This window comes from Flavivirga jejuensis, from assembly GCF_030540765.1.
Classification (GTDB): Bacteria; Bacteroidota; Bacteroidia; order Flavobacteriales; family Flavobacteriaceae; genus Flavivirga; species Flavivirga jejuensis.
Window position 1 is genome coordinate 367,299 of the sequence record NZ_JAUOEL010000001.1, and the last position, 19,095, is coordinate 386,393.

General features: G+C 31.6%; 24 protein-coding genes. 14 read left to right on the forward strand and 10 right to left on the reverse strand.

Annotated features, from left to right (window positions below; genetic code table 11):
- Positions 1-204: 204 nt before the first annotated feature.
- From Q4Q40_RS01585 to Q4Q40_RS01605, 5 genes are all read right to left on the reverse strand, one after another.
- Entirely contained in the window at positions 205-825 is a 621-nt protein-coding gene (locus tag Q4Q40_RS01585) for a hypothetical protein (RefSeq protein WP_303299919.1), read from the reverse strand.
- 315 nt (positions 826-1,140) lie between these two features.
- Positions 1,141-1,614 carry a hypothetical protein gene (locus tag Q4Q40_RS01590; protein WP_303299920.1) on the reverse strand — a complete coding sequence of 158 codons (474 nt, stop codon included), beginning with the start codon at positions 1,612-1,614 and terminating at the stop codon, positions 1,141-1,143.
- 69 nt (positions 1,615-1,683) lie between these two features.
- Positions 1,684-1,890 (reverse strand): hypothetical protein, encoded by a 207-nt coding sequence (locus tag Q4Q40_RS01595; RefSeq protein ID WP_303299921.1) that lies wholly within the window; start codon positions 1,888-1,890, stop codon positions 1,684-1,686.
- 321 nt (positions 1,891-2,211) lie between these two features.
- A complete protein-coding gene (locus Q4Q40_RS01600; RefSeq protein ID WP_303299922.1) occupies positions 2,212-2,550 on the reverse strand; it encodes a GIY-YIG nuclease family protein in 339 nt (112 codons plus the stop codon).
- A gap of 147 nt (positions 2,551-2,697) precedes the next feature.
- A complete protein-coding gene (locus Q4Q40_RS01605; protein ID WP_303299923.1) occupies positions 2,698-2,943 on the reverse strand; it encodes a helix-turn-helix domain-containing protein in 246 nt (81 codons plus the stop codon).
- Between the two features lie 204 nt (positions 2,944-3,147).
- Here Q4Q40_RS01605 and Q4Q40_RS01610 point away from each other — a divergent pair, with 204 nt between their 5' ends.
- Both Q4Q40_RS01610 and Q4Q40_RS01615 read left to right on the forward strand, forming a co-directional pair.
- On the forward strand, positions 3,148-3,483 hold the full coding sequence (locus tag Q4Q40_RS01610; RefSeq protein ID WP_303299924.1) for a hypothetical protein: 336 nt from the start codon (positions 3,148-3,150) through the stop codon (positions 3,481-3,483).
- A 1-nt stretch (position 3,484) separates the two neighbouring features.
- The gene (locus tag Q4Q40_RS01615) at positions 3,485-3,751 is read left to right on the forward strand and encodes a sigma factor (protein WP_303299925.1); all 267 of its coding nucleotides are present in this window, start codon (positions 3,485-3,487) and stop codon (positions 3,749-3,751) included.
- A 297-nt stretch (positions 3,752-4,048) separates the two neighbouring features.
- Here the strand turns inward: Q4Q40_RS01615 and Q4Q40_RS01620 are convergent, their stop codons facing one another.
- Both Q4Q40_RS01620 and ahcY read right to left on the reverse strand, forming a co-directional pair.
- The gene (locus Q4Q40_RS01620) at positions 4,049-4,954 is read right to left on the reverse strand and encodes a hypothetical protein (RefSeq protein WP_303299926.1); all 906 of its coding nucleotides are present in this window, start codon (positions 4,952-4,954) and stop codon (positions 4,049-4,051) included.
- A 338-nt stretch (positions 4,955-5,292) separates the two neighbouring features.
- Positions 5,293-6,609, reverse strand: coding sequence for an adenosylhomocysteinase (ahcY, locus tag Q4Q40_RS01625; protein WP_303299927.1), 1,317 nt, complete (start codon positions 6,607-6,609; stop codon positions 5,293-5,295).
- A gap of 132 nt (positions 6,610-6,741) precedes the next feature.
- On the opposite strand from ahcY, the gene Q4Q40_RS01630 reads away from it, so the two are divergent.
- The 8 genes from Q4Q40_RS01630 to Q4Q40_RS01665 all read left to right on the forward strand — a co-directional run bounded on the left by Q4Q40_RS01630 (position 6,742) and on the right by Q4Q40_RS01665 (position 14,069).
- Positions 6,742-7,368, forward strand: coding sequence for a 4'-phosphopantetheinyl transferase family protein (locus Q4Q40_RS01630; protein WP_303299928.1), 627 nt, complete (start codon positions 6,742-6,744; stop codon positions 7,366-7,368).
- Positions 7,369-8,136, forward strand: coding sequence for a phosphoglycerol geranylgeranyltransferase (locus Q4Q40_RS01635; RefSeq protein WP_303299929.1), 768 nt, complete (start codon positions 7,369-7,371; stop codon positions 8,134-8,136). It begins immediately after the preceding gene.
- A gap of 28 nt (positions 8,137-8,164) precedes the next feature.
- Positions 8,165-8,425: a thiamine-binding protein gene (locus Q4Q40_RS01640; protein WP_303299930.1), complete on the forward strand. Its 261-nt coding sequence runs from the start codon at positions 8,165-8,167 to the stop codon at positions 8,423-8,425.
- Positions 8,409-9,041, forward strand: a complete 633-nt coding sequence (gene pnuC, locus Q4Q40_RS01645) for a nicotinamide riboside transporter PnuC (RefSeq protein ID WP_303299931.1) — start codon at positions 8,409-8,411, stop codon at positions 9,039-9,041. Before Q4Q40_RS01640 ends, pnuC begins: the two co-directional genes overlap by 17 nt.
- Positions 9,002-9,565: an AAA family ATPase gene (locus Q4Q40_RS01650; protein WP_303299932.1), complete on the forward strand. Its 564-nt coding sequence runs from the start codon at positions 9,002-9,004 to the stop codon at positions 9,563-9,565. Before pnuC ends, Q4Q40_RS01650 begins: the two co-directional genes overlap by 40 nt.
- Before the next feature lie 3 nt (positions 9,566-9,568).
- Positions 9,569-11,131 carry a DUF4301 family protein gene (locus Q4Q40_RS01655; RefSeq protein WP_303299933.1) on the forward strand — a complete coding sequence of 521 codons (1,563 nt, stop codon included), beginning with the start codon at positions 9,569-9,571 and terminating at the stop codon, positions 11,129-11,131.
- The gene (gene arfB / locus Q4Q40_RS01660) at positions 11,124-11,531 is read left to right on the forward strand and encodes an alternative ribosome rescue aminoacyl-tRNA hydrolase ArfB (RefSeq protein WP_303299934.1); all 408 of its coding nucleotides are present in this window, start codon (positions 11,124-11,126) and stop codon (positions 11,529-11,531) included. The genes Q4Q40_RS01655 and arfB overlap by 8 nt, the downstream gene beginning before the upstream one ends.
- 282 nt (positions 11,532-11,813) lie before the next feature.
- On the forward strand, positions 11,814-14,069 hold the full coding sequence (locus Q4Q40_RS01665; protein ID WP_303299935.1) for a TonB-dependent receptor: 2,256 nt from the start codon (positions 11,814-11,816) through the stop codon (positions 14,067-14,069).
- Positions 14,070-14,392: 323 nt separating this feature from the next.
- Here Q4Q40_RS01665 and Q4Q40_RS01670 read toward each other — a convergent pair whose 3' ends face one another.
- On the reverse strand, positions 14,393-14,821 hold the full coding sequence (locus Q4Q40_RS01670; protein WP_303299936.1) for a hypothetical protein: 429 nt from the start codon (positions 14,819-14,821) through the stop codon (positions 14,393-14,395).
- Between the two features lie 172 nt (positions 14,822-14,993).
- Here Q4Q40_RS01670 and greA point away from each other — a divergent pair, with 172 nt between their 5' ends.
- Together greA and Q4Q40_RS01680 are read left to right on the forward strand one after the other, a co-directional pair.
- On the forward strand, positions 14,994-15,467 hold the full coding sequence (gene greA / locus Q4Q40_RS01675; protein ID WP_303299937.1) for a transcription elongation factor GreA: 474 nt from the start codon (positions 14,994-14,996) through the stop codon (positions 15,465-15,467).
- A gap of 86 nt (positions 15,468-15,553) precedes the next feature.
- Positions 15,554-15,943, forward strand: coding sequence for an HIT family protein (locus tag Q4Q40_RS01680; protein ID WP_303299938.1), 390 nt, complete (start codon positions 15,554-15,556; stop codon positions 15,941-15,943).
- 1 nt (position 15,944) lies between these two features.
- Here the strand turns inward: Q4Q40_RS01680 and Q4Q40_RS01685 are convergent, their stop codons facing one another.
- Together Q4Q40_RS01685 and Q4Q40_RS01690 are read right to left on the reverse strand one after the other, a co-directional pair.
- A complete protein-coding gene (locus Q4Q40_RS01685) occupies positions 15,945-16,295 on the reverse strand; it encodes a hypothetical protein (RefSeq protein WP_303299939.1) in 351 nt (116 codons plus the stop codon).
- Positions 16,288-17,451, reverse strand: a complete 1,164-nt coding sequence (locus Q4Q40_RS01690) for a sensor histidine kinase (RefSeq protein ID WP_303299940.1) — start codon at positions 17,449-17,451, stop codon at positions 16,288-16,290. The genes Q4Q40_RS01685 and Q4Q40_RS01690 overlap by 8 nt, the downstream gene beginning before the upstream one ends.
- Positions 17,452-17,633: 182 nt before the next feature.
- On the opposite strand from Q4Q40_RS01690, the gene Q4Q40_RS01695 reads away from it, so the two are divergent.
- Entirely contained in the window at positions 17,634-18,503 is an 870-nt protein-coding gene (locus Q4Q40_RS01695; RefSeq protein WP_303300707.1) for a flavin reductase family protein, read from the forward strand.
- Between the two features lie 28 nt (positions 18,504-18,531).
- Positions 18,532-18,909, forward strand: a complete 378-nt coding sequence (locus tag Q4Q40_RS01700; RefSeq protein WP_303299941.1) for a DUF3127 domain-containing protein — start codon at positions 18,532-18,534, stop codon at positions 18,907-18,909.
- Positions 18,910-19,095: the final 186 nt, after the last annotated feature.

Below are 19,095 nucleotides of genomic sequence, written 5' to 3' on the forward strand. Positions count from 1 at the left end.
ACGATTAAGCATTAAAAATAGTATTTTTTTTACACATTGTGGCTGTTGCACAACTACTTTTTTTGATTGAATTAGGTTATTTCTGAGAACTTTAAAAATAATGAACATTGATAATCAGTATCTTAATAATTGTTTGGAAATTAAAACACATGATTTCCTAAAAATTTTGAGTTGTGCAACAGTCACCATTGTTGTAGTGCGTTTTTAGTATTTAAATTTCGATTTAATTCTTTTCCAAAAAGTTGGTTTTTCCTTTTTAGCGTTATCTTTTGTCAAGCCAAAAGTTATTGAACTTACGTGTCCGTCTTCATAATATTCAACTTGGTCAGCTTCTTCGGCTCCAGCATCCAAAAAGGCTTGTGTCAGGATTTCAGATTGTTCTCTTAACCCTTCCCATACAGGTGAGTCAAATACTTTGTTTTTTGCATCTCTATGCTCAAATTCGAAATCTTTGATTAGAGTCAAAATTGTCTGCATTGGTGAGATTCCAATAAGTTTTAAATCCGAAATCAACCTGTCAAAATCGATATTCTCTTTAGTACGTTTAAGTTTACTTACCAATTCATTTTTTAAGTAGTTTTTAGCAACTTCTTCGGCTTTTTCCCTTGCTTTTTCTCCACCAATAAATCGTTCATCATATTCATTCGAACTGTCAATTTGATTTTCATTGTCAAGCATATCATAAACACACCACCACCAATAATCTTCGTCCATCCATTCAGCTCGCAACATTAAACCTGACCATTTTGCTGTGCAATCATCATTCAAATCGCCATTCCATATTATTGGTTGGTCAAAATCTCTATTTTTTTCTATCGTTTTCATTGATTGGTCAAATGCACTACAACGTTTATGTATAAGAATAGTGCGGTTTTGTGTGCGAGGATTTTCCGAAGGAAAATCAGATGTAACAAAAATGCACGACACTTTGATTAAGCACTAAACCAAGCATTATTTTTATACGGTGTGGCTGTTGCACAAGTCAAAAAATATTGCAAAACACTTGTTTCTTGCATTTAAACAAACATAACAGGCTGGTTTTTAGCTGTATTTTATTGATTATTATTGAAAAAACCATAGGTTTATTCAAAATCATGAGTTGTGCAACAGTCACCGGTGTTACCCAACGTTTTTTATTTATTAAAAATCACCTGACCAATCAGGATATGCTATATGTCCCCAAAACATTCCGCTTTCAACATTCAGAATATAAGTCAGATATTGTTCTTCTTTTGAAATATTCGCAATGAAGGTCAAATCCGTTTTAGGTATTTCAACATATTTTTCCGACATATTTTGCTCAAATGTTTCTATCGAATCGTTGTCTGGAAAGAACGGTAAAATTTTATCTGTATCCTCTTCAATATATTCCGCTGCGCTTGAGTAAGAATGGAAGTCCATTTTTGAAATGAAGTCAGAAGCATCTTCTTTGGTAAATTGTAAATGAACCCAAACATCACCTTCCAAACTGTCTCCGCAATTTATAATTCCCACATTATTTGGAAATTTTATTCCACTTGTTTTTTCAAAAAACTCAAAATCACAACTTCCTTTTGTCGGTTTTCCATTGCAGCTAATTAATAAAATTAATAAAGAAAAAAGTGTAATTCTCATTGTGGTTTCAAATGTTGGGTAACAATTGTATAACTACAATAAATAGTGATTCTATTGTGGTTATATCGTTTATACATGCAATGTATTACTTTTTAATAAAGTATCCAATGGACTTATAATGGTCTTATTGTTAATTTCAATAGTTTTGGTATAAATTTCTGTCGTTTTTGGCGAACTATGTCCTAGCATATTCTGTAAATGACGAATATTTATGTTGTTTTCAATACAATGCAATGTGTAGCAAACCAATGGCGCAATGTATGTACTGTTGCCCATGGGTTCAAATTAGTATCGTTCACGACTTTTCTATATATGGCTCTTATGCTAGTGGTACTGTATTTACATCTTGTTTGTCCTTCAAATAGCCCAATAGCACGGATTTTTAATCCGTGATTCATTATCTTAAACATAACCCATTATATGAAGCTTTCACCTCACTACAAAAGCCTTCTTTTATTTATTTACGGGCACGGAAAACATTTCCGCGCTAGCGGGTTTCGTTGCGTGTTTCAGCACCTAATTTAGTAAATATAAACCGAATAGAAAATCCACGAATACTAGCAATTACTTGTAGGATACGGTGTTGATCACCTGCTTTTATTTGTAGATATTTTCAATATTCAACTCTTCGGTTACCATTTCTTGCAGAGTTTTCAATTCCTTATTGTAATTTATATTTTCTTCTTCTTTCTTTTTTAATTCTGATAAAACGTCAAATACAAAATTTTCCTCTCCATACTCATTCCAATCTTTTTGGAAACTCCTATTCCTGTGGTTACCGAATTTGAGTTCCATTTTATGTCTGTTCCATTTTGATTCCATATCAATACTATAGTCAATCAGAATTTTATTATTCCTAATGTTTTTTATTTGAAAAACTCCCATTGGAATTTCCATTTGTTTATACTCTTCTTTGAGTTCTTTTTTTGTTTTCATATTATATAAATAATTGTAATCTAGCAAGACTGCAAGAACTTGTTTAAGTGGTTATTTATAAGATAATTACGCGATTTTTTTATTAAATGCAATATATTCTGGTTTCAACTTAGACATGTTGCAATTTTCATTTTATATAAATACAGATCATAACTCCCTACCGTCAAAATCAATATCAAGTAGTTTTTGAGGATGAATTTCTAATCCCTTGGCTAGTTCGAATAAGGTAGTTAATTGAAGACTAACTAAACCTTTTTCTATTTTACTGATTTGACTATGATCAACATCACATAATTGAGCTAATTCTCTATAGCTAATACCTTTGTCACTTCTAATTTTATGTAATTTTTTTCCAAACAATAGGAGTAAACTTTTCTTAGCTTCAATTTCCATATTCATATTAATTTTAAGAAATATCTATGAATTTGATATAAAAAATGTAGTACTATAATACTACAGATAGAATATTTATGTATATTTGTAGCTTAATACATATGTTTTCAATTCTTCAAATAAAAATATTGAAGCAATTGCTTTGCCCTCAAAATTAAGTTTACCTACCACGCAATAAGCGTAATTAACCTTAAAATTTTATTTATGACAGAAACAGAAACCAAAGAATTACCGTACGATTATTTACTGCCTCGTTATATTAATATAGCCTTAATAACTTCGTTAATCGAAGAATCCCACTTAACCAGCGCCGTTAAAGAGCATTGTAAAATGGGATTAAAGATTATTGCTCTTATCTGTGCTGATTTTGCTTATAAGACAGAGCGTACTCCTTTAATAGGTAAAGAATTCGATGCCTTTTTTAAATTATTTCCTCAAGCCTATTTTAACAATCGGGAATTAATCTCTACAGATCTGATTATTAAAAGCATCCAATTATGCATTAGTACAGAAGATCTGGTACATATAAATTGTGAGTAATATGAGCTCCAAAGAAGATAGAAATGAATTAACGCTGGAAGATTACAAGAATCTTTTTGAGGGCTTGTATCCGCAACTTTGTGAGTTAGCATGTAAATACCTCAATGATTTAGAATCCTCAAAAGATCTCGTTGAAGAAGTATTTGTTAACGTATGGGAAGATGGAATTGTTTTTGAAAATGAAAACCATACCACAAGTTATTTTTATAAGGCTGTGAAGAATGCATGTCTTAATTTTCTAAAAAATAAAACCCAAACATTCAAATGACTGGTTTGGCTTTTTATTTTTGGAATTTAATTCCGCGAAAACAGGAATTTTGAATCTTTAGATAAAAATAAGCGAGATACCATTATTTTGGCTTGCATAAGTAAAGACTATATTTGTAGAGGACAAAGGTAAATCCTTTAGTTTGTCTATCGGATTAATGTCACCATAAGCTTTAATCATTATCAGAAATGTGGTATTAGAGGTGCTAGGAATCTATTGGTTACTGGATATTAACTTTCCAATACCTTCTCATGCTTCAGAATTTATTGAAATGACGCTAATAGATAATTTAACTTATTAAAAATCTAAGTTGTTTTTTATAATGTAATCGTTAATCGTTTCTGACCATTCTTTGTTTGCAAAATGGAATTTAAGACCACTTTCTTTTTTTCCAAACCAAGCAAATGTTTTTTCTTCAACTATTTTGTTATTGGAATAACTGTCATAGTAACTGAACCTTATTTTAATCAAGGCTTCAGAAAATATAGTATCAATTTCTTTAATGCTGAATTTTTCTTGACTGTAAAGTATTAGACGTCTATTTTTATTTATAGGAACCTCCAAATTTTCATGTTCAGAATTTTTAAGAATCATATGTCCGATTGTTTTTTTATTTCTCCCAAACACAATTATACCTGAGACCTTTAGATTTTTAGCCGCTCTTTTTCCATCATTTCGGCAATCATATAATAGTCTGTAGTGATTAGGGTTATTATATATTGAATAACTTATGGTTATATTTACATTAGGCTTTTCTGATTCAAATCTTTTCTTTTCAATTTCTAATTGTTCTTTTACCTTTTTTTCAAATAATTCTGTTTGCTTCAGAGTATTATTCAATGTTTTAATTTGAGTCTTTATGTCGTGTTCAACATTACTTAGAGTTTTATTTTGTTTACTAATGCTGTTACTAAGAGTTAATGTCTTTTCTAGGCTTTCGTTTAAATTGTAAATTATAGAATCTGCTTTTGTTTTGATGTTTTTAGTATTATCTAAGGTAATGTCAATTTTTTCTACTTTTTTGATTTCCTCTTTTTCTTTTAAAGCTTCAGACTTTATTGAAAAATATAAACCAGACAAAATTAAAATACCACCGACAAGCACAAGAAAATACTTGTCATATTTGTCGTTAGTTAAATCTAATATATAAGATAGTATAGCAAGTATTGCTGCAATTACCAATGTAATTATGATATATTTCATGATTTAGATTTATTGTTAAAAGAAGAAGAATTTAAATATAAGAATAATTTCACTTTTTAGTAAATATTTTTTGCAATAGTGATTGATACTGCATCCTTTTTTGAGGTACTAGAAAAAGATATAGCGTAAAGCGCGGTTTGTTTTTGCTTTTTCTGTTAAAACAAAATAGCTCTAATTAACCAAGTTCTAGCTAAGTTGTTTTATAAGAATTTAAAAATCAGTTAACTAATTATACGATTTATCTTGTCGTCGGCAGAAATGACAGAAAAACAAAAACCCTCACATGTCTGTAAGGGTGTAAGTATTTTTAAGCGATTAAACGCTATAATGTCCTAAATCTAGTATCTGTAATGCTCTGGCTTATAAGGGCCATCAACAGTTACACCAATATAACTTGCTTGATCTTCACGAAGTTCTGTTAACTCCACTCCAATTTTTGCTAAGTGTAATTTTGCTACTTTCTCGTCTAAAGATTTAGGTAGCATATAAACATCATTTTTATAAGCATCAGCGTTAGTCCAAAGTTCGATCTGCGCCAAAGTTTGGTTTGTAAACGAGTTACTCATTACAAAACTTGGGTGTCCTGTTGCACAACCTAAGTTTACTAAACGACCTTCGGCAAGAATAATAACATCTTTCCCGTTTATAGTATATTTATCTACTTGAGGTTTAATGGTGTTTTTTGTATGTCCGTGGTTTTTATTTAACCAAGCCATATCAATTTCGTTATCAAAATGTCCAATATTACAAACAATAGCCTTGTCTTTTAAAGCTTCAAAATGTCTACCTTGAATAATATCTTTATTTCCTGTTGTTGTAATAACGATATCTGTATTACCAATTACAGTTTCTAGTTTTTTAACTTCAAAACCATCCATAGCAGCTTGTAACGCACAAATAGGATCGATTTCTGTAACCGTTACAATACCTCCAGCCCCTTTAAAAGAAGCGGCAGTACCTTTACCAACATCGCCATAACCACAAACGGTTACACGTTTTCCAGCAAGCATAATATCGGTAGCACGACGAATCGCATCTACCGCAGATTCTTTACAACCGTATTTATTATCGAATTTCGATTTTGTAACCGAGTCGTTAACATTAATAGCAGGCATTGGTAACGTACCATTTTTTACACGCTCGTAAAGTCTGTGAACACCCGTTGTAGTTTCTTCAGATAAACCATTAATACCTTCAGCTAACTCAGGATATTTATCTAAAACCATATTAGTTAAATCACCACCATCATCAAGTATCATATTAAGTGGTTTTCTATCTTCACCAAAGAAAAGTGTTTGCTCAATACACCAATCGAATTCCTCTTCTGTCATGTCCTTCCAGGCGTAAACTGCCGTTCCAGCATCAGCAATTGCAGCAGCAGCTTGATCTTGAGTAGAAAATATGTTACAAGAACTCCAGGTAACTTCTGCACCTAAAGCCTGTAAAGTTTCAATTAAAACCGCCGTTTGGATTGTCATGTGTAAACATCCAGCAATTCTAGCACCCTTAAGAGGTTGTGAATTTTTGTATTCTTCACGTAAACTCATAAGTCCTGGCATTTCAGCTTCGGCTAATTCTATTTCTTTTCGTCCCCAAGCGGCAAGTGAAATATCTTTTACTTTGCTAGCTACGTAAGGAATTGTTTTTGTACTCATATCTATATTTCTTTTTTGTTTTTAACCCTAACAAGATTGTGATTACCACTTAAATAGTTAAATTCGCTTGTCAAAAAATACAATCCTAGATTTAGGAAGTGCAAAGATAACTAATAACTTTTAGAAAAGTAAATGCCACTTTATAAAAACATAAGTCCAAACTTACAAACTAATGTTAAGATTTGGAAGATTGATGAGTCTTACGATGATTTAATAAAATCTGTATGCTTAAAACCTAAAAGTTTAGAGCGTGTTTTAGATATGAAAAGTGAGATGCATCAACGTGGGTTTTTAAGTGTACGTTGTTTGTTATCTGAATTTGGATATCAAGATTCCGATTTGTTTTATGATGAAAACGGGAAACCACATTTAAAAGATGGAAAACAAATCTCTATTACACATTCGTTTAATTTTTCAGCAGTAATTATTAGTGATCTAATTGTTGGAATAGATGTTGAAAAACAACGTGATAAAATTACTATTATAGCCCATAAATTTATTGGTTATGAGCATGATTATTTAAATGAAGATGATGAAAACTATATAAAAAAACTAACTGCTATTTGGTGTGTAAAAGAATCGCTGTATAAACTATTTGCCACCCCAGGATTAAGTTTTAAAAAACACTGTTTAGTAATTCCGTTTTCTGTTAATGATCATGAAACCATTGCCTGGATAGATTATAAAACAAAAAAGCATTGTTACAATATTCGCTTTTTAACGTTTGAAGGATTTACCTGTGCTTACGCCATTTCTTAAATGAAGCCTATTTATAAAGACATATTAGCATCAACTCTTAAAGGAGAAAAACTACTTGCTGTTTTAATAGATCCAGATAAAATGACTCTGGATACAGTACCGAGTTTTATTGAAAAAGTAAATACATCTATAACAACTCATATTTTTGTTGGAGGAAGCACTGTTGATGAGAATGTTACCGATGTTTTGGTCGAAAAGATTAAGAAATATACAACCCTCCCCGTTGTTTTATTTCCTGGTGATGTGACTCAAATTACTAATAAAGCAGATGCCATTTTATTTCTATCTTTAATTTCTGGAAGTAACCCCGAGTATTTAATAGGTAAACATATAGCGTCCATTTCGAAACTAAAAGAGACAGATCTTGACGTTATTTCAACAGGCTATATTTTAATTGAAAGTGGAAAAAAAACGGCAGTAGAAAGAGTAACAGGCACAGAGCCGTTATCAAGAACTAATATTCAACATATTGTAGATACAGCAAAAGCAGGCGAATTACTTGGAATGAAATTGATGTATCTAGAAGCAGGAAGTGGCGCAAAGCTTTCAGTTTCAAAAGACATTATATTAAAAGTAAAAAAAGCATTAAATATTCCGTTAATTGTAGGTGGAGGCATTAGAAGTAAAGAACAGTTAGATAATGCATACAATGCTGGAGCCAATTTAGTAGTAATTGGTACGGCTTTTGAAGAAAATAATTCTTTTTTTGATGAACTAAATCCCCATGGGGCGTTGAGCATTTTCCCAAAGAAGGAAAAAATAAAGTGAAGATATAACAAATTATAGATTAAGTTTAATGCGAATATCAGTAGAATTAACCATGACGCCGTTGCAGGACGATTTCGAACCTGCCATTATTCATTTTATAAAAAAACTAAGAGCATCAAACCTTAAGGTTCTTGAAAATCCATTAAGCACGCAGGTTTATGGAGATTATGATGAGGTAATGAAACTACTTACCGTAGAGATTAAAGAAGCTTTCGAGCTTATTGAAAAAGGCTTACTATATATGAAGATTGTAAAATCGGATAGACACGATTATGAACCTCATTTTTGATTTTTTTTTCGAACAATATTCTAATTATGAAACGGTAGATGTACTATTAGAAATAATAGCCGTTATTTTCGGGTTTCTTTCTGTTTGGTATTCAAAACAAAATAAGATTTGGGTATTTCCAACAGGTATGATAAGTACCATAATATTTGTGTATTTATTATTCAAGTGGGAGCTCTTGGGGGATATGATGATAAATGGCTACTATTTTATAATGAGCGTTTATGGTTGGTATATTTGGACAAGAAAAGTAGATGAAACACATGTAACACCTATTTCAACAACAACAAGTAAAGAGAAAACAATTGGTGTATTTATATTTATAGGAACCTTATTGTTTGTGTTTTTGGTTTATAAAGCCTTTAATAAATGGACAAGTTGGGTCGCTTACATAGATACGCTTACAACAGCCATCTTTTTTGTTGGAATGTGGTTAATGGCAAGAAGAAAATTAGAAAATTGGATTTTTTGGATTATAGGTGATTTAATATCAATTCCACTATATTTTTATAAAGGGTTTACATTTACTAGTTTTCAATATTTAGGATTTACATTTATAGCAATATTTGGTTATTTAGCATGGAAGAAAAGTATAAACAGCAACCAGCAAACTGTATAAAAGTAGTTTTATTTGGACCAGAATCTACTGGTAAAACTACTTTGTCGAAACAGTTGGCACGTTACTACGACTCCGTTTGGGTGCCAGAATATGCACGGGAATATCTCCAGAATAAATGGAATAACGAACGTAAAACTTGTGAGCCTGATGATTTATTACCTATTGCAGAAGGGCAGATGAGACTTGAAAATAAATTGGCAAAAAAAACGGATACGATTTTAATTTGCGATACCGATTTATTAGAAACCAAAGTGTATTCTGAAGCCTATTACTTAGGTAGTTGTGATCCATTACTTGAAAAATATGCGTTAGAAAATACTTACGATTTGTATTTTTTAACTTATATTGACACGCCTTGGGAGGCCGATGATTTACGTGATAGACCTGAGGAGAGAAAAACGATGTTTGAAGTTTTTCAAAATGAATTAATAAAAAGCAAAAAACATTATGTATTGCTTAAAGGAGATAAAAAAGAACGTCTGGAAACAGCGGTTATACATATAGATAAATTATTAAAAAGATAATTGATGTTTACTGAAAAAGATATTCAACAGATACAAAATAAAGGCATTACTGAAGAACAAGTTAATGCTCAGGTAGCACGTATAAAGAATGGTATGTCCTATTCTAATTTAGTGGCAGCAGCAAATATAGGTAGCGGTATTGATAGTTATAATGAGGATGAAATAAAAGATTTTATCAAGTTATATGAGACAAAGCAAAATGATTTATCTACTTTAAAATTTGTGCCAGCATCTGGAGCGGCTACCAGAATGTTTAAGTTTTTATTTCTGTTTTTAAAAAATTTCAACCCTTCAAAAGAAAGTATTGAAAACTATGCTGAAACGTATAAGGATACATCGATTAAGACCTTTGTCTCTAATTTGGAGCAATTCCCGTTTTATAATCAAGTCGTATTAAAAGCTAAAGAAATGAATTCAAATTTCGATAATTTGTCGAAAGATGAAAAATATTTACAGTTTGTAAAATCCATGTTGGATGAAAATAACCTTAACTATAGTTTTTTTCCTAAAGGATTACTTCCTTTTCATAAATATGAAGATGCTGTGATAACGGCTTTTCAAGAACACTTATTTGAATCTACATTGTACGCATCATCAAATAATAAAGCAAACCTTCATTTTACCGTTTCAGAAAAACATCATGCTTATTTTATTGATGAGTTAAATCGTTTAAAACAAGATATAGAACAAAAAACGAATACGACGTTTAATGTGTCGTTTTCATACCAAAAAGAAGCAACAGAAACCGTTGCGTTAACTAAAGAAGGAACGGTTTTTAGAAATGAAGATGGCTCTATTTTATTCAGGCCAGCAGGACATGGTGCCTTATTAGAAAATTTAAACGACTTAAATAGTGATCTTGTTTTTATTAAAAATGTAGATAATATTGTGGTTTCTGATAAAAATAAAGAGGTGTCTGAATATAAAAAGTTACTCGCTGGCATTCTTTTAAATGTTCAAGAACAGGTTTATGCGTTTTTGTATAAGCTTGACGAAGAAGTTGTTTTGGAAGAAACACTCCTTAAAATAGCCTTGTTTTTATCTAATAAGATGAATGTGACTATAGATGCAGATTTTGAAGATTTTACATTAGAAGAAAAAAAGACCTACCTAAAGAAAAAACTAAACCGCCCAATTCGAGTATGTGGTATGGTTAAAAATGAAGGAGAACCTGGAGGAGGCCCATTTTGGGTAAAAGATGAAAGCGGAGAAATATCATTACAAATAGTAGAATTTGCTCAAATTAATATTCAAGACAAAGAGCAACAAGACATCGTAAAAAATGCTACTCATTTTAATCCAACAGACCTAGCTTGTGGTGTTAAAAATTATAAGGGAGACATGTTTAACCTTAAAGATTTCGTAGATCCTGAAGCTGCTTTTATAACCATAAAAACTCAAAATGGTATAGATATAAAAGCATTGGAGCTTCCTGGGTTATGGAATGGTAGTATGGCAGATTGGAATTCTATTTTTGTAGAGGTGCCTTTAGAGACTTTTAACCCTGTAAAAACGGTTAACGATTTACTTAAACCAGCACATCAAGTAGCGTATAATAATGTTTAATACAGATGCCTTATTACAAGAATTAAACTTTAAAGCTATTAGAAGCTCGGGTAGTGGCGGGCAACATGTAAATAAAGTGTCTTCGAAGGTTGAGCTAACTTTTAATTTAATAGAAACACTCGTATTTAGTGAGAGACAAAAAGAGCGTCTTCAAAATAAACTCCAACACAGATTAACTAAAGAGGGTGTTTTAATTTTACAATGTGGTGAAAGTCGCAGCCAACATAAAAACAAAGAGCTGGTTATTAAACGCTTTTTAGAATTAATCCGTTTAGGGTTAGCTGTTCAAAAAAAACGTATTCCCACTAAAATTCCCAAAGCAGTTATTAGAAAACGGTTAAAAAATAAACGTAATCTTTCTGATAAAAAGGCTAATAGAAAGAAGCCAAATATTGATTAATTGTTTATACCTTTGCTGCGTTCTCAAAAAAGGGGTGCCTTTCTGTTTAAAAACCTTTAATCAAAATTTTAAAGATTTTTAAACTTCCAAAGAGCTGAGATCATACCCAATGAACCTGGAACAGGTAATGCTGTTTAGGGACACCGAATGTTAAAAAAACATCTACTAGATGTTTTTAGTAAGTATAAAAACGGATAAGCTTTTTTTACAATACATTCAAAAATTAATTAATAACAATAAGAATAATTACCTCTTTTTATTCGATTATAAAATATAATCGTAATGAAAAATTTATTTCTTTTTTTAACACTATTGGTGTTAACAGTCTGTGCCAATGCGCAAGACAACCAAAAACAACAAGATTCTACCAAAACACGAAAACTAGATCAAGTGCTTCTTTCTGCTACCAGAGCTAAAGATAAAACGCCAGTGGCATTCACAAATATTAAAAAAGAACAGTTGGAGTCTATAAACTTAGGTCAAGATTTACCTATTTTGTTAGATCAGTTACCTTCTGTTGTTACAACAAGTGATGCTGGTGGAGGCGTAGGATATACTGGGATTCGTGTTCGAGGGAGTGATGCCACCAGAGTAAACGTGACTATTAATGGCATTCCGTATAACGATGCTGAAAGCCAAGGGACATTTTGGGTAAACATGCCAGATTTTGTGTCTTCTGTAGAAGATATCCAGTTACAACGAGGTGTGGGCACATCAACCAATGGCTCAAGTGCATTTGGGGCAAGTTTGAATCTAAAAACCTTAAAGCCTTCAACTCAAGGGTACGCCACAACTACTAATGTGGTTGGAAGTTTTGGAACCAGAAAACACAATATTAGTATAGGTTCGGGTCTTAAAAATAACTTTTATGCAGAAGGAAGATTATCTAATATTCAAAGTGATGGCTATATAGATAGAGCAAGAGCCGATTTAAATTCTTATTATTTAGAAACAGGTTTTTTAAATGAAAAAACAGCTATAAAAGCTATTGTGTTTGGAGGTAAGGAAGAAACCTATCAGTCTTGGTATGGTACGCCAGAAGCAGTTGTGAATAATGATAGAGACGGTATACAGGCATTTATCGATAGAAATTTTCCATCTGATGAAGAAACTCAAAATTTATTAAATTCTGGAAGAACCTATAATTTTTATACTTACGATAATGAGGTCGATAACTATGAACAAACACACTATCAGTTGCACGGTTCTCATCAATTTAGTTCTAGTTTTTCTGCTAATATTTCAGGAAACTTTACTAGGGGAAAAGGATATTTTGAACAGTATAAAGATGACGAAGAATTAGGGGATTACTTTCCTAATAATACAAACGCATCTGATGAAGGAGATGTTATTAGAAGACGTTGGTTAGATAATAATTTTTATGCACTAGTATATTCTCTAAACTACACAAAAGAGAACCTGAACTTGTATTTAGGAGGTGGGTATAATAGTTATAAAGGGGATCATTTTGGTGAAGTTATTTGGGACTCTTTTCCTGCTTCAATACCAATTAGAAGCAATTACTATTTTAGTTATGGAGATAAAGAAGATTTTAATACCTATGTAAAAGCCGAATATAATATTGGCAATAATGTATTTGCCTTATTGGATTTGCAATATAGAAGGGTAAACTATGAATCTGTTGGAACAAGTTCCGATCTATTAAGCATTAATGTAAAGGAATCGTATGATTTTTTCAATCCGAAATTGGGATTAACATATAAATTAAATAATCATAGTAGTGTCTATGGTTCTTACGCTGTGGCGAATAGAGAGCCAAATAGGGATGATTTGACTAAAAACCCAATACGTCCAAAATCTGAACGCCTGCATGACTTTGAGTTTGGTTACAAACTAAGAAAAGCCAATTTTTATGCTACAGCAAATCTGTATTACATGAATTATAACGATCAGTTAGTTTTAACAGGAGATTTAGATGATGTAGGGGATCCTATTAGAGAAAATGTAGCAAAGAGTTATAGAGCAGGAATAGAATTGCAAACGGGTTACAAGGTGTCAGATCAATTTAGAGTAGATGCGAATGCTACGTTTAGTCAAAATAAAATAAAAGCATTTGATTACATCATTTACGATACGCAATATGATCCAAACACATTTGATAGTGTTTCCTATGAACCCGTAGTAACCCAATTTGAAGATACAGATATCTCCTTTTCACCAAGTGTTATTTTTGGAAATACTTTAACGTATGCTCCAATAAAAAACGGAAGTATTGTGTTACTATCTAAATATGTAGGTAAGCAATATCTAGATAATACCTCTAGCGATGCTAAAAGTATTGATGCTTATTTTGTGAATAATTTAAATGTATCCTACAAAATTCAACCAAAATGGATTAAAGAAATAGCACTTAATTTGTTGGTGAATAACTTATTTAATTCAGAGTATGTTTCTAATGGTTATACCTACAGTTATTTTTACAGACCAGTAGGATCTTCTGATGCGCCTATAACTGAGAATTTTTATTACCCACAAGCAACTACTAATTTTTTGATAGGTGCTACATTAAAATTTTAAAAAGGAATGTGTTATACCAATTATTATTTATAGTTTATTTTAAATAATAATTGGTATTAAAAGACTTGAAAAGTAAGTTCAATGTTATTAATTTAAGGGCTTTTATCTCTTCAATTGTCTGGTTGAGCCTTTCGGCTCCGCTCAAGACAGGCTAAAGTCGAAACCCTCTTTATTTGTTAGAATGATGGGTTCTCAACAAACTATGCTTGCTGCTTTCACAACAAAATATATTTTGTTGTTCAGTAATGCTCGAATAGACATAAATTCCCTAATGACATTGAGGGCAACCTAACAAATCAAATTATAAACATTTTTTAGACCTCTTAATTAAAGATTAAGAGGTTATTTCCGTTTAGTTCTACTCTATAATTTTTTAAACTACAAGGTAAGTTGTTACTGCCTAAATACCGTCCAGTAATTAAACTATATGTATTTTCATCTTCACAACTACTGGTGGCTTCTAAACCAGAAGGAACAAGTACAGAACAAGTGCTAGAGATATGATTTGGGTCGCCAGCATCCCATGCATAAAAATCTGCACCTGTACTGGCAACAATAATTCCAGCATTTCCAGCATTAGCGATGTACACAGAGTTTCCAGCAAAGGGCAATTGACTATATTGGGGTAAGCTAAGATTTATGTTAATGTTAACTCCTATGTCTAATAAAAAATTACAATTTTTGTTGTCTATAGAATTTTTACTACAAGACGATAGAATAATGATGCAAATGAGTGAGAAAACAAGTTTCATAGTAGTTAAAAAGTTAGAAATGCAATTTACAATAAAAAGCAAATTGAGTTAAATATTTTGTATATTTGTTATACAATCTCGTGTAAGCGGGATTTTTTTTTATGCTGAACTCTTCACTAAATTATGACGAAGTGTGGTTTCAGCATCTTTTATTAAGTTAAACGATGAAGTTATGAGTAAAGTATCTTACTATACACCAGAAGGGCTAAAAAAATTAAGAGATGAGCTAAAGCAATTAAAGGATGTAGAGCGTGTAAAAGCCTCTAAGGCAATTGCTGAAGCTCGAGATAAAGGTGATTTAAGTGAAAATGCCGAATATGATGCTGCTAAAGAAGCCCAAGGTATGCTAGAAATGCGTATTGCTAAATTAGAAGATGCCTTAGCAGGAGCGCGTGTTATTGATGAATCTCAGTTAGATAATTCTAAGGTATTAGTGTTATCTAAAGTTAAAATAAAGAATCAAACTAATGGTATGGAAATGGATTATACCTTAGTAGCCGATGGAGAAGCAGATTTAGCTTCGGGTAAAATTTCGGTAAATTCTCCCATAGGTAAAGGTTTACTAGGGAAGTCTGTTGGCGATGTTGCCGAAATTCAAGTGCCTAATGGTGTCATGAAATTCGATATAATAGAAATTTCCAGATAAGAAGTTATATACCATTACTGTCTAACCAACAAAAAATAAGTTTAAGTAAAACATTTTCTGAATAACCTAACGCTCTCAATTAATATATGGCTTCAATTTTCACAAAAATAGTTAACGGAGATATTCCTTGTTATAAAATCGCCGAAACAGATGCATTTTTAGCATTTTTAGACGTAAACCCAAATAGTAAAGGACACACACTTTGTATCCCAAAACAAGAAGTTGATAAGATCTTTGATTTAGACGAGTCGACTTATAATGGTTTAATGAGTTTTTCAAGACGTGTTGCCTTAGCAATAGAAAAGGCATTACCTTGTGAGCGAGTAGGAATGTCTGTTATAGGGCTAGAAGTACCACACGCACATATACACTTAATTCCATTACATACCATGGAAGATGCTCGTTTTATTCAAAAAGAAAAACTTACAACAGAAGAATTCCAAAATACAGCAAAAGCTATTAAAGACCAATTATAAATTAAGCATTGTTCATTATTGATAGTGCTATTACAGCGATAGCTGCTATAATAATTAAAATAATAGCAATCCACGATGCTTTCTTTAAATAGGTCGATGCTTTTTTTGGAACAAATGCTTTTTTATGATATTCAAAAACAAGCTCAATATCATCGGTCCATTTTACGGGATAAATAACAGTATTACATGTTCTACACTCAATTTCATGGTTAATTTGAGAAGTGATAGACCTATAAAGCTTGGTATTAATTATTTTTTGTTTAAAAATTAAGCGCAAGCCTTCTGTACTATAACACTCTGGGCAGTTGTTTTTTAATACAACTTCTTTCACGGTAACTAGTTTTTTAGACATAATTTGGGGCACGTTTTAAGCTAATTTGTATAGTAGTTCCTTTTTTAATTTGAGATTGTAAAACCTTTATTTTACCATCATGAAAATCTTCGATAATACGCCTGGTAAGGGATAAACCTAATCCCCATCCACGTCTTTTTGTGGTGTATCCTGGGGTGAAAATTTTATTAAAATCTTTTTTAGGGATTCCTTTTCCAGTATCTGTAATACTAACTTTTACATTGTTTTCTAATTGAGAAATCTCAACAATAAGTTTGCCTCTGCCTTTCATGGCATCTATGGCATTTTTTACTAGATTTTCGATAGTCCAGCTATATAATTGTTTATTAAGGTTTACAGGAATATCTCCTTCTGGAGTTATAATTTCAAAGTCTATAAGTTTCGAAGATCGCGCTTTTAAATAATCATAAGAATCAATGGTTTCTTTAATAATATCGGTTACTTTTAAAGTTGGGATGGATCCAATTTTGCTAAAACGCTCTGTAATAGTTTTTAATCGGTCTACATCTTTTTCGATTTCAGCAATATAATCTGAGTTTACATGCTCACTTTTTAAAATTTCTGTCCAACCTATTAAAGAAGATAAAGGCGTTCCGATCTGATGAGCCGTTTCTTTAGCCATCCCAGACCATAATTTATTTTGGGTAGCATTCTTATTACTACTATAAAAAAAGAAGATTACTGCTCCAAATAAAATGACAATAAGTATTAAAGCTAATGGATAATATTTTAATTTGTTTAATAAAGGAGAATTTCCGTAATAAATAGTACCAGCAATACTGTTTCCTATTTTTATGCTAATAGGATTGTTTTCTTTTTCAAAATTTGAAATTAGTTTTTTAACATATAAAGAATCAGTCATTTTAGTATCATCTATATTGTTATAAAGATCTAAATCACCATTTTCATCAATAACAATCATTGGGGTTGTTTTATTGCTAGTAAGAATTTGCAGTGTAAGTTCCCCCATGTTGGAATCAATCTCAGAATTCACAAATTCATTTTGGGCTAACGACCAATGTTCCATTTTAGTACGCTCTTCCTCTTTAAAGTGCTGAAAAAACTCATAGGTTTTCCATAAAATAAGGGATACAATAACGAAAGACGCTATTATAATAATCCAACGAAATGCGTTACCATACTTTGTAAAAACCATTAACTACTTAGATTGAATTTGTAATATAATGCAAATCTGTTAATATTATTGTTTAAGATGTTAGTAAATTGGTTTTTAATTGGGCGAAAAATTAATTATTTTAACAGAGGAAAACTAATAATAAACACTAGATTAAGTTTTAACGAATTTTTTAATTAGTTTTGTTGAAACAAAAAAAGTTAATGACGTCTTTAGATCCAAAAAGCTTACCAACCAGTAAATTACATGGTTATTTATTAAGCGCAGTTGCTCCAAGACCAATTGCTTTTGCGAGTACTATTGATGTAAATGGAAACCCAAATTTGTCTCCATTTAGCTTTTTTAATGTGTTTAGTGCGAATCCGCCAATCATGATATTTTCGCCTGCACGTCGTGTTAGAGATAACACGACAAAACATACATTACAGAACGTTGAGGCGACAAAAGAAGTGGTTATTAATGTGGTGAATTACGATATGGTACATCAAATGTCGTTAAGCAGTACAGAATATCCTGATGGTGTGAATGAGTTTGATAAATCGGGATTAACGATGTTGAAATCTGATATTGTTAAACCTTTTCGTGTGGCAGAAGCTCCCGTACAGTTTGAATGTAAGGTGAATGATGTTATTAAATTAGGAACAGAAGGTGGTGCAGGAAATTTAATTATTTGTGAAGTTGTTAAACTTCATATTGATGACGATGTGCTTGATGAAAATGGCGTTATAAACCAACAAAAATTAGATTTGGTTGCCAGAGCAGGTGGTAGTTATTATACCCGTGCTAAAAAAGGTTTTTTTGAAATACCTAAACCTTTGTCAACCTTAGGAATTGGTGTCGATAGTTTCCCAGAACATGTTAAAAACAGCATGGTTTTAACTGGAAATGATTTAGGTATGCTAGCGAATATAGAAGCCCTGCCTTCTGATGAAAGTGTTAAAAGCTTTGTTGAAGATTTAGGAGAACGGTATTCGAATATTAAAAAGGCAACACATAGACAAAAACATAAATTAGCACGTAATTACCTAAGTTTTGGTGATGTTGAGAGTGCATGGAAAATATTATTAAGTTAAAATACTAATAGAATATAAATAATAATTAATGGAAGTTCAAGGAAGAATAAAAATGGTAGGAGAAACTCAAACTTTTGGGAGTAATGGGTTTAGAAAAAGAGAGGTTGTAATAACAACGGAAGAGCAATACCCACAGCATATCCTAGTGGAGTTTGTTCAGGACAAAACAGATTTATTAAACAGTTATCAAGTAGGACAACAAGTTAAGATTAGTATTAACCTACGAGGTAGAGATTGGGTAAATCCACAAGGAGAGACTAAATACTTTAACTCTATTCAAGGTTGGAGAATTGAAGCTTTACAAGCCGAAGCTTCAGGTGAAAACATGCCACCTGTACCACCAGCAGATGCTTTTGAACCAGCTGGAGATTTAAAAGAAGGCGATCACGACGATCTTCCTTTCTAAAACAACTTGTTGTATTAGTTGCTTCACTTATACAGGGAGGCGCAAGTACCGAGCTTGATTCAGTATGTATTTTGACTTAATAAAGAATCAAAATACAGAAGGATCGATACATTAAAACCTCAATATTATAATTAATGTTGAGGTTGTTTTGTTTTAAAATATTAATGAAACAAATGAGGTTTCAAA

Excerpts from the sequence above, each read along its gene's own strand:
- Q4Q40_RS01585 (WP_303299919.1), bottom strand. The coding sequence starts at position 825 with ATGAAAACGATAGAAAAAAATAGAGATTTTGACCAACCAATAATATGG.
- Q4Q40_RS01590 (WP_303299920.1), bottom strand. The coding sequence starts at position 1,614 with ATGAGAATTACACTTTTTTCTTTATTAATTTTATTAATTAGCTGCAAT.
- Q4Q40_RS01595 (WP_303299921.1), bottom strand. The coding sequence starts at position 1,890 with ATGGGCAACAGTACATACATTGCGCCATTGGTTTGCTACACATTGCAT.
- Q4Q40_RS01600 (WP_303299922.1), bottom strand. The coding sequence starts at position 2,550 with ATGAAAACAAAAAAAGAACTCAAAGAAGAGTATAAACAAATGGAAATT.
- Q4Q40_RS01605 (WP_303299923.1), bottom strand. The coding sequence starts at position 2,943 with ATGGAAATTGAAGCTAAGAAAAGTTTACTCCTATTGTTTGGAAAAAAA.
- Q4Q40_RS01610 (WP_303299924.1), top strand. The coding sequence starts at position 3,148 with ATGACAGAAACAGAAACCAAAGAATTACCGTACGATTATTTACTGCCT.
- Q4Q40_RS01615 (WP_303299925.1), top strand. The coding sequence starts at position 3,485 with ATGAGCTCCAAAGAAGATAGAAATGAATTAACGCTGGAAGATTACAAG.
- Q4Q40_RS01620 (WP_303299926.1), bottom strand. The coding sequence starts at position 4,954 with ATGAAATATATCATAATTACATTGGTAATTGCAGCAATACTTGCTATA.
- ahcY (WP_303299927.1), bottom strand. The coding sequence starts at position 6,609 with ATGAGTACAAAAACAATTCCTTACGTAGCTAGCAAAGTAAAAGATATT.
- Q4Q40_RS01630 (WP_303299928.1), top strand. The coding sequence starts at position 6,742 with ATGCCACTTTATAAAAACATAAGTCCAAACTTACAAACTAATGTTAAG.
- Q4Q40_RS01635 (WP_303299929.1), top strand. The coding sequence starts at position 7,369 with ATGAAGCCTATTTATAAAGACATATTAGCATCAACTCTTAAAGGAGAA.
- Q4Q40_RS01640 (WP_303299930.1), top strand. The coding sequence starts at position 8,165 with ATGCGAATATCAGTAGAATTAACCATGACGCCGTTGCAGGACGATTTC.
- pnuC (WP_303299931.1), top strand. The coding sequence starts at position 8,409 with ATGAACCTCATTTTTGATTTTTTTTTCGAACAATATTCTAATTATGAA.
- Q4Q40_RS01650 (WP_303299932.1), top strand. The coding sequence starts at position 9,002 with ATGGAAGAAAAGTATAAACAGCAACCAGCAAACTGTATAAAAGTAGTT.
- Q4Q40_RS01655 (WP_303299933.1), top strand. The coding sequence starts at position 9,569 with ATGTTTACTGAAAAAGATATTCAACAGATACAAAATAAAGGCATTACT.
- arfB (WP_303299934.1), top strand. The coding sequence starts at position 11,124 with ATGTTTAATACAGATGCCTTATTACAAGAATTAAACTTTAAAGCTATT.
- Q4Q40_RS01665 (WP_303299935.1), top strand. The coding sequence starts at position 11,814 with ATGAAAAATTTATTTCTTTTTTTAACACTATTGGTGTTAACAGTCTGT.
- Q4Q40_RS01670 (WP_303299936.1), bottom strand. The coding sequence starts at position 14,821 with ATGAAACTTGTTTTCTCACTCATTTGCATCATTATTCTATCGTCTTGT.
- greA (WP_303299937.1), top strand. The coding sequence starts at position 14,994 with ATGAGTAAAGTATCTTACTATACACCAGAAGGGCTAAAAAAATTAAGA.
- Q4Q40_RS01680 (WP_303299938.1), top strand. The coding sequence starts at position 15,554 with ATGGCTTCAATTTTCACAAAAATAGTTAACGGAGATATTCCTTGTTAT.
- Q4Q40_RS01685 (WP_303299939.1), bottom strand. The coding sequence starts at position 16,295 with ATGTCTAAAAAACTAGTTACCGTGAAAGAAGTTGTATTAAAAAACAAC.
- Q4Q40_RS01690 (WP_303299940.1), bottom strand. The coding sequence starts at position 17,451 with ATGGTTTTTACAAAGTATGGTAACGCATTTCGTTGGATTATTATAATA.
- Q4Q40_RS01695 (WP_303300707.1), top strand. The coding sequence starts at position 17,634 with ATGACGTCTTTAGATCCAAAAAGCTTACCAACCAGTAAATTACATGGT.
- Q4Q40_RS01700 (WP_303299941.1), top strand. The coding sequence starts at position 18,532 with ATGGAAGTTCAAGGAAGAATAAAAATGGTAGGAGAAACTCAAACTTTT.